This window comes from Neisseria sp. P0013.S005, from assembly GCF_051958425.1.
Taxonomy (GTDB): domain Bacteria; phylum Pseudomonadota; class Gammaproteobacteria; order Burkholderiales; family Neisseriaceae; genus Neisseria; species Neisseria subflava.
Genome location: NZ_JBQCVL010000002.1, coordinates 127,216 through 140,901, shown reverse-complemented (window position 1 = coordinate 140,901; position 13,686 = coordinate 127,216). Strand labels below are relative to the sequence as shown.

Annotated in this window: 10 protein-coding genes and 1 tRNA gene; 7 read left to right on the top strand and 4 right to left on the bottom strand. The window is 47.4% G+C overall.

All coding sequences use genetic code 11. From position 1 onward, the window contains the following. Nucleotides 1–265: 265 nt before the first annotated feature. On the top strand, nucleotides 266–2,551 hold the full coding sequence (pflB, locus tag ACTHTA_RS02835; protein WP_137040696.1) for a formate C-acetyltransferase: 2,286 nt from the start codon (nucleotides 266–268) through the stop codon (nucleotides 2,549–2,551). A 138-nt stretch (nucleotides 2,552–2,689) separates the two neighbouring features. Next, nucleotides 2,690–3,496, top strand: a complete 807-nt coding sequence (pflA, locus tag ACTHTA_RS02830; RefSeq protein WP_308887448.1) for a pyruvate formate lyase 1-activating protein — start codon at nucleotides 2,690–2,692, stop codon at nucleotides 3,494–3,496. 65 nt (nucleotides 3,497–3,561) lie between these two features. On the opposite strand, the gene ACTHTA_RS02825 is transcribed toward pflA, so the two are convergent. Beyond that, a complete protein-coding gene (locus tag ACTHTA_RS02825) occupies nucleotides 3,562–5,274 on the bottom strand; it encodes a proline--tRNA ligase (protein WP_440364102.1) in 1,713 nt (570 codons plus the stop codon). 497 nt (nucleotides 5,275–5,771) lie between these two features. Between ACTHTA_RS02825 and fghA the strand changes: the two genes are divergently transcribed. Then, on the top strand, nucleotides 5,772–6,620 hold the full coding sequence (gene fghA / locus ACTHTA_RS02820) for an S-formylglutathione hydrolase (RefSeq protein ID WP_440364103.1): 849 nt from the start codon (nucleotides 5,772–5,774) through the stop codon (nucleotides 6,618–6,620). A 93-nt stretch (nucleotides 6,621–6,713) separates the two neighbouring features. Here the strand turns inward: fghA and recA are convergent, their stop codons facing one another. The 3 genes from recA to ACTHTA_RS02805 form a co-directional block, all read right to left on the bottom strand. Continuing rightward, nucleotides 6,714–7,760, bottom strand: a complete 1,047-nt coding sequence (gene recA, locus ACTHTA_RS02815) for a recombinase RecA (protein ID WP_063075842.1) — start codon at nucleotides 7,758–7,760, stop codon at nucleotides 6,714–6,716. 147 nt (nucleotides 7,761–7,907) lie between these two features. Continuing rightward, a complete protein-coding gene (gene aroA / locus ACTHTA_RS02810; protein WP_440364104.1) occupies nucleotides 7,908–9,200 on the bottom strand; it encodes a 3-phosphoshikimate 1-carboxyvinyltransferase in 1,293 nt (430 codons plus the stop codon). Between the two features lie 262 nt (nucleotides 9,201–9,462). Continuing rightward, nucleotides 9,463–10,068 carry a CoA pyrophosphatase gene (locus ACTHTA_RS02805; RefSeq protein ID WP_308887453.1) on the bottom strand — a complete coding sequence of 202 codons (606 nt, stop codon included), beginning with the start codon at nucleotides 10,066–10,068 and terminating at the stop codon, nucleotides 9,463–9,465. A gap of 175 nt (nucleotides 10,069–10,243) precedes the next feature. Between ACTHTA_RS02805 and ACTHTA_RS02800 the strand changes: the two genes are divergently transcribed. From ACTHTA_RS02800 to ACTHTA_RS02785, 4 genes are all read left to right on the top strand, one after another. After that, nucleotides 10,244–12,106, top strand: a complete 1,863-nt coding sequence (locus tag ACTHTA_RS02800) for a tetratricopeptide repeat protein (protein WP_308887455.1) — start codon at nucleotides 10,244–10,246, stop codon at nucleotides 12,104–12,106. A 56-nt stretch (nucleotides 12,107–12,162) separates the two neighbouring features. After that, the gene (gene lolB / locus ACTHTA_RS02795) at nucleotides 12,163–12,747 is read left to right on the top strand and encodes a lipoprotein insertase outer membrane protein LolB (protein WP_070824019.1); all 585 of its coding nucleotides are present in this window, start codon (nucleotides 12,163–12,165) and stop codon (nucleotides 12,745–12,747) included. 8 nt (nucleotides 12,748–12,755) lie between these two features. After that, nucleotides 12,756–13,604, top strand: a complete 849-nt coding sequence (ispE, locus tag ACTHTA_RS02790) for a 4-(cytidine 5'-diphospho)-2-C-methyl-D-erythritol kinase (protein WP_308887488.1) — start codon at nucleotides 12,756–12,758, stop codon at nucleotides 13,602–13,604. A gap of 5 nt (nucleotides 13,605–13,609) precedes the next feature. Beyond that, nucleotides 13,610–13,685 (top strand) — tRNA-Gln (locus ACTHTA_RS02785). Nucleotide 13,686 lies beyond the last annotated feature (1 nt).

Below are 13,686 nucleotides of genomic sequence, written 5' to 3'. Positions count from 1 at the left end.
CGGCCTTTTATATGAAATGCAATAAAAATTCAGCCCTGAAGGATGTCTGTCTTCAGGGCTTAATTTCGTATTCTACGCCGTTTTTAAACGCGAGTGTTTGGAAACCGAGATGTAGTGCCAAGTAACAATTATTCTCATTGATGTAAGTCAAGAAAAGGCTAGTCTGTAATTTTATTTCAAGAAAACTCCTGTAAATGGAAGGGTATTAGTGCTATCCTTTCAGAAAATTTACGGTCTATATTTTCAATAAAATTAGGAGCTTGATATGTCAAATGATGTTCAGCAACGTCCAGCCGCTTGGGAAGGTTTTACTGGTGGCAACTGGGAAACCAACGTAGATGTTCGCGATTTTATTCAGAAAAACTACACGCCTTATGAAGGCGATGCTTCTTTCTTGGCACCAGCAACCGAAGCCACAACTAAACTGTGGGCAGACGTATTGGAAGGCATTAAAGTAGAAAACCGTACGCACGAGCCGTACAAAATCGACGCGCAAATCGTCTCCGGTATTACCAGTCATGCTCCAGGCTATATCGACAAAAATTTGGAAACCATCGTCGGCCTGCAAACAGACGAGCCTTTGAAACGCTCTATCATGCCGTTTGGCGGTTTGAAAATGGTGCAAGACGCGTGCAAAGTGTACAACGTTGAGTTGAACCCTGAAGTCAGCGAAATTTTCACTAAATACCGCAAAACCCATAACCAAGGCGTGTTTGACGTTTACACTCCTGACATCCGCCGTTGCCGTAAATCAGGCGTGATTACCGGTCTGCCGGATGCTTATGGCCGTGGCCGTATTATTGGTGACTACCGTCGTGTTGCATTGTACGGTATCGACTTCTTGATGAAAGACAAACTTAACCAGTTCAATTCACTGCAAGCCGATTTGGAAAACGGTGTGGACTTGGAAGAAGTGATCCGCCGTCGTGAAGAAATCAACGAACAATACAAAGCCTTGGGTCAAATGAAAGAAATGGCGGCTTCTTACGGCTACGACATTTCCGGCCCTGCAAAAAATGCACAAGAAGCCATCCAATGGACTTACTTTGCCTACCTTGCCGCCGTTAAATCTCAAAACGGCGCAGCGATGTCCTTCGGCCGTGTGTCTTCGTTCTTGGATATTTATATCGAACGCGACCTGAAAAACGGTGTGATTACCGAAACCCAAGCGCAAGAATTTATCGACCACTTGGTGATGAAACTGCGTATGGTCCGTTTCCTGCGTACGCCCGAATACGACCAACTCTTCTCCGGCGACCCGATTTGGGCAACCGAATCCATCGGCGGTATGGGCTTGGATGGCCGTACCTTGGTAACGCGCACCAACTTCCGCGTGCTGCACACCTTGTACAACATGGGTCCATCTCCTGAGCCAAACATCACTGTATTGTGGTCTGAACAACTGCCGCAAGGATTTAAAGAGTACTGCGCCAAAGTATCCATCGACACTTCGTCTATCCAATACGAAAACGACGACTTGATGCGTCCTGACTTTAATAGCGACGACTACGCCATTGCCTGCTGCGTCAGCCCGATGGTGGTCGGCAAACAAATGCAGTTCTTCGGCGCACGTGCCAACTTGGCAAAAACTCTGCTGTACGCAATCAACGGCGGCGTGGATGAAAAATCTAAAGAGCAAGTTGGTCCGAAAACCGAGCCGATTATGGACGAAGTTTTGGACTATGACACTGTCTTTGAGCGCATGGACAAATTCATGGATTGGTTGGCAACCCAATACGTTACCGCGCTGAACATTATTCACTACATGCACGACAAATACAGCTACGAAGCCGCGTTGATGGCGTTGCATGACCGTGACGTGAAACGTACGATGGCATGCGGTATCGCCGGTTTGTCTGTGGCTGCCGACTCATTGTCCGCCATTAAGTACGCCAAAGTGAAACCAATTCGCGATGAAAACGGTATTGCTGTTGACTTCGAAATCGAAGGCGAATACCCACAATTCGGTAACAACGACGACCGCGTGGACGACATCGCCTGCGACTTGGTAGAACGCTTCATGAAAAAAGTGGCAACCCACAAAACTTACCGCAACGCTACTCCGACTCAGTCCGTACTGACCATTACTTCCAACGTCGTTTACGGTAAGAAAACCGGTAATACTCCAGACGGCCGCCGTGCAGGTGCTCCGTTTGGTCCGGGTGCAAACCCAATGCACGGCCGTGACGTCAACGGTGCAGTCGCTTCATTGACTTCCGTAGCCAAACTGCCATTTGAGTTTGCTAAAGACGGTATTTCCTATACCTTCTCCATTATTCCAGGCGCGTTGGGTAAAGATGAGCATTCTCGCGAACGCAACCTTGCCGGTCTGATGGACGGTTATTTCCACCATGAAGACGGTATTTTGGAAGGCGGTCAACACTTGAACGTCAACGTATTGAATCGCGAGACTTTGGAAGATGCGATGCACCATCCGGAGAAATATCCGCAGTTGACCATTCGTGTGTCCGGTTATGCGGTTCGCTTCAACTCGTTGACCCGTGAACAACAGCTTGACGTGATTACCCGTACATTCACAGAAACCATGTAATTCGGGGGAAAAACAAACCGGAAGCTAAATTTGCATTTGGTTTGTTTTGAAACAAAGCTCCAAGGCCGTCTGAAATGTTCAGACGGCCTTTATTATCGTACAATCCATATAAGCAAAAATATTTTTGAGCCGAACACTATGTCCACGACTTTTGCCATTACCCCCGAGCCGGAACTGAAAGACCTTGGCCACCGTCATTATAACGGCAAAGGCATTATTCATTCGATTGAATCTTGTGGTGCTGTCGATGGTCCGGGTTTGCGCTACGTGCTCTTTTTGCAAGGTTGCCTAATGCGTTGCCTGTATTGCCATAATCGCGACACATGGGATCTCCATACCGAACAGGCGCAGGAATTGGATGTGGCAACCGTGATGAAGCAGATAATGACCTATCGTCATTATCTGCGTGCGACAGGCGGAGGCGTAACGGCAACCGGCGGCGAGCCGTTATTGCAATATGAGTTTGTACGCGATTGGTTTACGGCCTGTCGGGAACACGATATCCATACCTGTCTCGACAGCAATGGCTATGCTTTGCACTATGACTCGATTTTGGATGATTTGCTCGATCATACCAATTTGGTCATGCTCGACTTAAAACAAATCGATCCTGAAATTCATAAAGTGCTTGTCGGTATCCCAAATACCAAAACGCTGAAATTTGCGCGCTATCTTGCCGAACGCAATCAGCCGACACGGGTGCGTTATGTGGTTGTTCCCGGTTATACCGATGATGAGCGTTCAGCGCATTTATTGGGCGAGTTTATCGGTGATATGGAGAATGTCGAAATGGTCGAGCTTTTGCCGTATCACGAATTGGGCGCCCACAAATGGGCTTTGTGTGGCGATGAATACAAATTAAAAGGCGTACATCCGCCGCCTAAAGAAACCATTTTGAAAATCAAAGAAATATTAGAGAGTTACGGAAAAAACATTATTTATTAAAACAGAAAAAGGCCGTCTGAAACGAAATAATCAGTTTCAGACGGCCTTTTCATGATTGAAAAGACTTAAGCGTTCAATGCAGTCAGAACCTTGGCGACAACTTCTGATACCGCAACGGCTTGAGCTTGATTGTCACGGCGCTCGGCATATTCGACATTGCCTTCTTTTAAGGCGCGATCGCCGATTACGATGCGGTGAGGAATACCCAACAGCTCGGAGTCATTCAGCAATACGCCTGCACGTTCGTCGCGGTCATCCAACAATACATCCGCACCGGCAGCCAAAAGCTCGGCATAGATTTTGTCAGCGGCTTCACGTACGGATTCAGATTTTTTGTAGTTCATCGGTACAATCACGACTTCAAACGGCGCCATTGCTTTGGTCCAAACAATGCCTTTTTCGTCGTTGTTTTGCTCGATGGCGGCGGCCACAACGCGGGTAATACCGATACCGTAGCAGCCCATTTCCATGATTTGGGATTTGCCGTTATTATCCAAGAAGCTGACATTCATGGCTTGGGTATATTTGTCGCGTAATTGGAAGACATGGCCGACTTCAATACCGCGCGCCAGTTTCAGACGGCCTTGTTCGTCGGGGCTGATGTCGCCTTCGATGACATTGCGTAAATCGACAAATTCAGGCTCGGCAGCATCGCGGCCGAAGTTGAAGCCGGTATAGTGGTAGTCGTCTTCGTTCGCGCCAATCACCCAGTCTACACCTTTTTCGGTGGCAAAATCAGCATAGACTTTACCTTTGAAGTTGACAGGGCCGAGAGAGCCGCCGTTTGCGCCGAACTGTTCAACAATTGCGGCAGGGCTTGCCATTGTCAGTGGCGATTTCACGCCGGCCAGTTTTTCTGCCTTGATATCGTTAAATTCATGGTCGCCACGTAACAGCAGCAGGACGAGTTCGCCTTCGTTCTCGCCCTCAACCACGATGGATTTGAGGGTTTGTTCAACTGGAATATTGAGGAATTCAACTAAAGACTCAATGGTTTTGACATTTGGCGTATGTACTTTGGTCAACTCGGCCTGAGCAGCAGCGCGTTCGCCTTTAAGCGGCAAAGTCGGTGCCAATTCGATATTGGCGGCGTAATCGGAAGTGTCGCTATATGCAATAACGTCTTCGCCGCTTTCAGCCAATACTTGGAATTCGTGAGAGCCGGTACCGCCGATGCTGCCGGTATCCGCGGCAACAGGACGGAATTCCAAACCCAAACGGGTGAAGATACGGCAGTAAGCGTCGTACATATCTTGATAGGTCGTCTGAAGCGAGGCATAGTCGGCATGGAAGGAATAAGCGTCTTTCATGACAAACTCGCGCGCGCGCATCACACCAAAGCGCGGACGCACTTCATCGCGGAATTTGGTTTGGATGTGGTAAAAGTTTTTCGGCAGTTGTTTGTAGCTGTTGACTTCTTTGCGCACAATGTCGGCAATCACTTCTTCACAAGTCGGACCCATGCAGAAATCGCGGTCGTGGCGGTCTTTCAGGCGCAGCAGTTCTTTACCGTAAAACTCCCAGCGGCCGGATTCCTGCCACAGCTCGGCAGGTTGTACCACAGGCATCAGCAGCTCCACGCTACCCGCGCGGGCCATTTCTTCGCGCACGATATTTTCAACTTTGCGCAATACACGCAGGCCCATCGGCATCCAAGTATAAAGACCGGATGCGTTGGCTTTGATCAAGCCGGCACGAATCATCAGCTTGTGGCTGGCAAGTGCGGCTTCGGCAGGGGCTTCTTTAAGGGTAGAAATGAAGAACTGGGAGGCTTTCATGGCATATTTTTCTTTCTTAAAAATAAGTGCGTATTGTAACGCAAAATGTATGGCCGCGTGTTTTTTGAATGGCATCTGATGAAATCGGCTGTTGTTTCACAGAGCTTTTGATTCGGGGCGATTTTTAGGGATGTCAACCCTAATTTATGCACAAAGCCGCATAACCTTGTTTTACCTATAAATTTTTACTGTATGATTATAGTAAAATCTTATAAATATAACTATTTGATTTTATTATATTTTATTTGATTAAATTTTAGTCAATCTAAGACTTGGTTTGTTCCTAAAGAAAATTTTACGATTACCCAAAGCTTATCAACAGATTTATCCACAGAGATTGTGTATAGATTTTAAATGCCGTCGGCGTAATGATTTCGCATGATTGGTAAGTCTTGTTTAAAGCAGATTTGGTTGCCCTAATAAAGATGGGGCAACAACACGATGGACAGGTTTTGCGCTAACATTCTGCTTATTGCTGTTTCCTCACAAGGAATAAAATGAAAAATTCAGAATTGCATTTGCTGGAACGCAGAAAGATGTTTAACGGGCATCAGGAACGGTACCGCCATTTTTCTCAAACCTGCCGGACGGACATGGTATTTGATGTCTATCTGCCGCCACAAGTCTTAAAAGGTTATCCTGCGCCTGTTTTATATTTTCTTTCCGGCTTAAATAGTGATGGTTCTGAATTGGTTCGGCAAAGCGGAATCCAGCGTTTTGCGGCGCAATGGAATATTATTGTGGTTTTTCCGGATACCTCGCCACGCGGTCAGCATGTTGCCGACAGCGAGGAACATTATCTTGGACAGGGTGCCGGATTTTATGTTAACGCAACTAAAGCACCTTGGGCGCAGCATTATCAAATGGAAAGCCATATCAGCCAAGAATTGCCTGATTTGATTGAGCATAATTTCCCGGTAACGAAAGAGCGCAGCATTGCAGGTTTCAGCATGGGCGGGCATGGTGCGCTGCAGTTGGCTTTGAAGCATCCCGGCCGATATGCTGCGGTTTCTGCCTTTGCGCCTTTATGTCATCCTATCGATACGGAAGGCGGCAGGCAGGCATTTTCAGCTTATTTGGGCCAAAACGTGGAAACATGGAAACGCTATGACAGTACAGAGCTGCTTCAGACGGCCTCGCATAAATTACCTGTTTTGATTGATGTCGGCAGTGAAGATGCTTTGTATCCTGACGTCCTGCAACCGGAAGCGTTTGTCCGCTCCGCACGTGAAAAAGGTTTCAATATCCAATATAAAGTACGCCCGGGCTATGGGCATGACTATTTCTTTATTGCCAGCTTTATCGATTCGCATATTGAGTTTCACGCTCAGGCATTAGGGCTTTAAGCAGTATTGAATAAAAGGCCGTCTGAATCCGATTAATGGTCGGATTTCAGACGGCCTTTATTTGGCTTATTTAACCTTTAATTTCAAACAGACTTATTCCTCAGGACGTTCGCCGTCGGTATCGTCCAATTTGCCTTCGGTGATATCCATATTGATACCGACTGCTGCACGGATTTTGGCATCGATTTCGTTGGCGATATCAGGGTTTTCTTTCAACCAAACGCGTACATTGTCTTTACCTTGGCCGATTTTTGCGCCGTTGTAGCTGTACCATGCACCGGATTTCTCAACGATGTCATGTTTGACACCCAAGTCGATCAATTCGCCTTCCCAGCTGATGCCTTCGCCGTAAAGAATATCGAATTCGGCTTGACGGAATGGAGGCGCAACTTTGTTTTTGATGACTTTGACTTTGGTTTCGTTACCAATAACGTCATCGCCTTTTTTAATCTGACCGGTACGGCGGATGTCGAGGCGGACGGAGGCATAGAATTTGAGCGCGTTACCGCCGGTCGTAGTTTCAGGGCTGCCGAACATCACGCCGATTTTCATACGGATTTGGTTGATGAAAACAACCAATGTATTGGTGCGTTTGATGTGGCCGGTCAGTTTGCGCAGGGCTTGGCTCATTAGGCGGGCTTGCAAGCCGACGTGGCTGTCGCCCATTTCGCCTTCGATCTCGGCTTTAGGTACAAGTGCGGCTACGGAGTCGACAACAACCATATCGATACCGCCTGAGCGTACCAATGTATCGCAGATTTCCAATGCCTGTTCGCCGGTATCCGGTTGGGAGAGATAGAGTTCTTCGACTTTTACACCGAGTTTGCGGGCGTAAATCGGGTCAAAAGCATGCTCGGCATCGATGAATGCGCAGATGCCGCCATTTTTTTGGCATTGGGCAATGGCTTCGAGACAGAGTGTGGTTTTACCGGAGGATTCCGGGCCGAAAATTTCAACCACGCGGCCGCGGGGCAGGCCGCCAACGCCGAGTGCCAAGTCCACGCCGAGGGAGCCGGTGGAAATAACATCAAGGTTTTCTTCCTGTTGGCTGCCGTCCATTTTCATGATGGAGCCTTTGCCGAAGTTTTTTTCGATTTGGGCAAGGGCGGCGGCTAAGGCTTTGCTTTTTTCGTCTGACATGTTTTCTCTCCGAAAGGAAATATGAATCGCTAAGAATTTATTTAGCTATTATCGCATAAATTAAGAAAAAGTATAGTTTTATTTTTATTTTTCAGACGGCCTGTGTTTTTTGTATGCAACAGGCCGTCTGAAACTTTGAATAATCAATCAGTTGGTTAATGATGCAAAAACTTGGAAATAGTCGGGGAAAGTTTTATGCGTACATTTCGGGTCGTTGATGATGACGGGGACGCCCAAAAGCGAAGCCAGTGAGAAACACATGGCCATGCGGTGGTCGTCGTAAGTATCGATGACGGCATCGGGGATAAGTGTTTCGGGCGGCGTAATATGGATGGCTTCGGCTTCTTCGATGGCTTCTGCACCCAGTTTGCGCAGTTCGGTTGCCATGGCGGCGATACGGTCGGTTTCTTTAACGCGCCATGAGCCGATATTGCGCAGTGTGCATGGTTGCTTAGTAGCTAGTGCGACGATGGCCAAGGTCATGGCCGCGTCTGGAATATGGTTGGCATCCAAATCAAAAGCCTGAATCTTGCGATCGGCAGGACGGGAAATTTCAACAAAATTTTCGCCCCAAATGACATCCGCACCGATTTTCTCCAATTCACGCGCAAAGGCAACGTCGCCTTGAATGCTGTGTGCGCCGATACCGGTTACGCGGATGGGTGTACCCGCAATCAGGCCTGCACCCAAGAAATAAGACGCGCTGGAGGCATCACCTTCTACATATAAATGTTCGGGCGCATGATATTTGGCATCGGCTGGGATTTTAAATACACGGTAGTCTTCATTGATGATCTCCACACCAAACTGCGCCATCAGCTTGAGCGTGATGTCGATATAAGGTTTGGAAATCAACTCGCCTACCATGTGGATTTCAAAAGCTTGTCCGGTCAAAGGCAAAGCCATCAGCAGGGCGGTCAGGAATTGGCTGGAAACATTGCCTTTGATCGGAATAACGCGCTCGCCGTTGTCTTGACGTTTGCCGATCTGAAGCGGCGGATAGTTTTCATTGCCCAAATATTGTACGTCCGCGCCGGCAATGCGCAACGCGTCCACTAAATCGCCGATGGGGCGTTCGTGCATACGCGGTACGCCATGCAGATGATAGTCGCCGCCCAAAACGGCAAGCGCGGCAGTCAAAGGGCGGAATGCCGTACCGGCGTTGCCTAAAAACAAATCGGCGGTTGGGTTGGGAAAGCGGCCGCCGGTGCCATGAACTTTCAGACGGCCTTCAGGTAAAGATTTAATTTGTACGCCGAGTTTATCGAGTGCTTCAAGCATTCGGTCGGTATCGTCGGATTTGAGCAAAGAATGGATTTCGCAAACGTTGTCGGAGAGTGCGGCTAAGAGCAGCGTGCGGTTGCTGATGCTTTTGGAACCGGGCAGGGCAACGGTGGAAGGCTTGAGTGTAGAAGCGGGCAGGCGGATGGATTCGGTCATGGCTGGGCTAAGCTCGTTTGAATTGTAAATCAGACCGATATTATACGCAGGCAAAGGCCGTCTGAAAAATGAAGAGAGCACAATTTATTTGTGAAAAAATGAATTTTTATATCGTTACACTATTTTCCAATCGTTTATTTTGAAATTTTCTGCTCCTGTTTTGTGTTTGCCGCTATAACTTATTTTGTTGTGGTAGGTATATAACCAAACACCATAAGAAAATCAGAAACCATTCTTTCCTATTTTTTCAGACGGCCTTGCCTTATTTAAAAGCTTGGCAATATTGCTGATAACGTTCAGCCAGTCCATATAGAATGATTGCTGTCAGCCCCCAGATGTCGTAGTGTCGGAAAGGCAGGGCGGGGAGGGCGAGGGTTTGATTGTTGTGATGAAGCTGACGGAATGTGTAGTTTTGTAGGTTTAAGGCAAAATCCAAAGGCAGATAAAAAATTTTAGCTACTTCATCGGGATTGGCTTTGGGGTTGACGGGTTGTGTGCAAACTGCCGGAACAGGCGTAACACGGTAGCCAGAAGGCGTGTCATAAAAAGGTAGTGGCGCAAAAGTCTGCCATGCGGTAATCGGAATGGCGGTTTCTTCATCAGCTTCTCTTAACGCCGTTGCCGTTAGGCTGTCGTCTTGGGCATCTTTGCGGCCGCCGGCAAAGGCGATTTGTCCGGTGTGCTGCCTTAAGGTCTCGGCCCTTTTGGTCAGTAAAATTTGCCACGCTCCTTCATGCAAGACAATGCCGACCAAAACGGCTGCTTCTTTGGCCGTTTGGGCGGTAACTAATTGATTGCGTTCTGCTTGCATACGGCTGCTGAAGCGTGAAGCTTGAGTTAGGAAATGGGTAAGGTGGTCGGTATTCATTTTTGGCGCTGATCGTTTTATGCAGATGAGGATTACACAAGGTTTACGGTTACCGTGTCAACAAAATAGGGTGCGTGTGTTACAGTTATGCCTGAATGATAAATAAAGCTTTGCGTCTGTTTTGCAAGTGCTTAGGCCGTCTGAAAATGTCGGCAGGTTCTCAAAAAGGATAGTTATGTTGTTTTCCCCATCCCGTATTCGAGTAGCAGCTGCGGCTGTAATGATGTTGTTTGTTACACAAACTTTTGCCGCACCCGGCGATTCAAATGCAGTTTTTGAATCGGCTAAGATTATTAAAAAGAAAAGCCGTGCCGACCATTTTTCTCCCGAAGAGCGCGAGCAGGAACGGATACGTCTGTTGGGTATACAAAACCGCACCTCGCAGGTTTTCACCTTGTTAAATTCAGAACTGGCCCTGCAAAAGGGCGATGCGGCTTCTGCTTTGTTTACTTATATTTTGACGTTGCATCGCACCAAATCTCCCGAAGTGGCCGAACGCGCTTTGGAGATGGCGGTTTCTTTAAACGCCTTTGAACAGGCTGAAGCCATTTACCAAAAATGGCGCGAAATCGAGCCGGAGCCTGGTGAAACTCAAAAGCGTATGACTTGGTTGCGCAATTTGCTACTGGGCAAAGCCGATAAGAATTTGAGCGGATTGGACAAGGTAATTGCCGGCGGTAGTGAAGACGAGCAAAAGCGCGTGTTCCTGCTTTTGGCACAAACCGCAGCACAACAGCCGAATCTGACCAGCGATGCGGTCAAACAGGTGCATAAGACAGCACTGAATTATAAAGATTTCCCGGAAGCGGCGATTGCGGATGCAATTTTTAGTGCAAAAGACGGTCAACACAAACACGCCATTGCGGCATTGCAGCGCTTGGCCAAGTTGGACAACGAAATTTTGCCGCCGACTTTTGTTACCCTGCGGCTGATGGCGCAACGGCATCCTGATATTCTGGACGGCTTCTTCAAAGAGACAGACACCAAAACCTTATCTCCGATTTGGCAGGAATTGGACATCGCCAATTTGATCGCTCATGGTCAAAATGATAATGCATTCAAGCGCTTGAAGACTTTGTTGGAAGAAAATCCAAACCCTGATTTGTATATTCAGGCCGCCTTATTGTCAGCCAGCAAGACGGAAAATATTTCTGCCGTAAATAGCTATCTGGAAAAGGCTTATAAAGCCGGTACGGAGGAGCAGCGCAGCCGTGCGGCGTTGATTGGTGCGGTTTCTTACAATGATGCCGAGGATTTTGCCAAAGCCAAACAATGGCTGGATAAGGTAACGGCAACGGCTTATACATTTGATAAAACCATTTTGGCCGCTTCTATCGAAGCCAAACAGGGCAACCATAAAGAGGCTTGGGCTTTGGTGCAACGCGCACAAAAAATGCCCGAGCAAAGAGGACGTTATTTTGAAGCCAGTGATTTGCTGAATACGGCTTTGTTTGTATTGTCTAAAAATACTAATCTTCAAGAATCGTTGAACGCTTTGAACAGCTTGGTAAATTCCACCGAAAAATCCTTGAAAACCCAAGCTTCTCCCGAGCTGCTTGCCAATGTGCTGTATCAGCGTTCGATGGTGTATGAGAAGCTGAATCAGCCAGGCAAGGCAATTGCCGATTTGCGCCGTGTGGTAGAGCTGTATCCGGATAATCCGCACGGTTGGAATGCTTTGGGCTATACCTTGTTGTCCAACGGCAAGGATTTGAAGGAGGCATTCGAAATGGTTCAGACGGCCTATCAAATGGATCCGGAAAGCGCAGCAATTAATGATAGTGTAGGCTGGGCTTATTATCTTAAAGGCGATGCGCAAATGGCGCTTCCATATATCCAATATGCCTACGAAAAAGAACCTGAAGCCGAAGTCGCCGCGCATTTGGGCGAAGTCCTATGGACGCTTGGCGACCAAGATAAGGCCAAAGAAATCTGGAATGACGGCTTGAAACGCGGAAGCAATCTCCGAGTATTAAAAGAGACAATGTCCAAATTCGGTATAACGTCCAGCAAACCGCATCCTCAAAAACACAAATAAAACCAAAAGGCCGTCTGAAAAGCGTTTGATTTCAGACGGCCTATGAAGGAATATCCATGAATTTAAAACAATTATCATCGGTTGCAGCCTTATTGCTTTTGGCTGCCTGTGCACAGCCAAATTTACCTCAGCAAAACAGTTGGCAAGCAGCAGAGCAGGTGCAGGATTTTAGTGCGGATGGTCGATTGGCTGTCAAAGTGGAAGGCAAAGGCTCTTATGCCAATTTCGACTGGACTTATCAGAACGCGGTTCAAACCATTGATGTGAATACACCGTTGGGCAATACCGTAGGCCAGCTGTGTCAAGACAGTGAAGGCGTATTGGCGGTAGACAGTAAGGGTAAGGTTTATCAGGCGGAAACAGCTGAGGAATTGAGCAGACAGCTTTTGGGCTTTGCTTTGCCGGTTCAATATCTGCATATTTGGGCTGATGGTAAACGCGTTGCCAATGCGCCATACAAAATCCTGCCTGATGGCCGTCTGGAGCAGTTTGACTGGACAATATCGCGTACTTTAAATAGTTCAGGACAGCCCAAAACGCTTCAACTTGAGAATGCCAAGTTTAATATCCGCTTGGTGTTCGACACGGTAAACCACTCTTTGGATAAGAATGGACAAACCCGATGCGCAGCACGCAAATAGAGGAAGCCATGTCTGTTTCAGAGGGAACTCAAGCCTTTCCTGCGCCGGCCAAATTAAATTTGGATTTGAGGATTACCGGCCGCAGGAGCGATGGTTATCATAATTTGGAAAGTATTTTCTGTTTGATCGGCTTATACGATACCGTTCATCTGAAAATGCGTACTGATGGGCAGATTATTCTGCATACGCCGGTCGAAGGGCTTGATCCCAAACAGGACTTGACTTATCGGGCGGCTAAATTATTGCTGCCATATGCAAGCGTGCCGCACGGCGTTGAAATTTGGTTGGATAAAGTGATTCCGACCGGAGGCGGATTGGGCGGCGGCAGCTCTGATGCGGCCACAGTTTTAATGGTTTTAAACCAATGGTGGCAATGCGGTTTGAGTAGGCAGCAACTGATTGATTTAGGTGTAAGTCTTGGTGCGGATGTTCCTTTTTTTATTTTTGGAAGAAGTGCTTTGGCCAAAGGCGTAGGTGAGAAGCTGGCTGAAATTGATGTCCCTAAACAATGGTATGTTATCGTTAAGCCCCCTGTTCATGTGGCAACAGCTAAAATTTTTGCACATGAAGGCTTGACACGGGATTCCAAACCCAGCATAATGCCGACTTTCCAATCATTACAGCCGTTTCAAAATGATATGCAGGCGGTTGTGTTTCAGGAATATCCTGAAGTTTGGAAGGCTTATGTTGAGTTATCCCAATATGGTTATACATTAATGACCGGTTCTGGAGCTTGTTTGTTTATAGCAAGTGCATCTCATCAAGAAGCAAATACAATTTACCAACAGGTTTCTCAATCATATGAAGCGTATTGTGTGGAAGGGTTAGATATTCATCCGCTGTTTCATATGATTTAGTAAGTTGGGGAGTCGTCAAGCGGTTAAGACACTGGATTTTGATTCCAGCATGCGAAGGTTCGAATCCTTCCTCCCCAGCCAA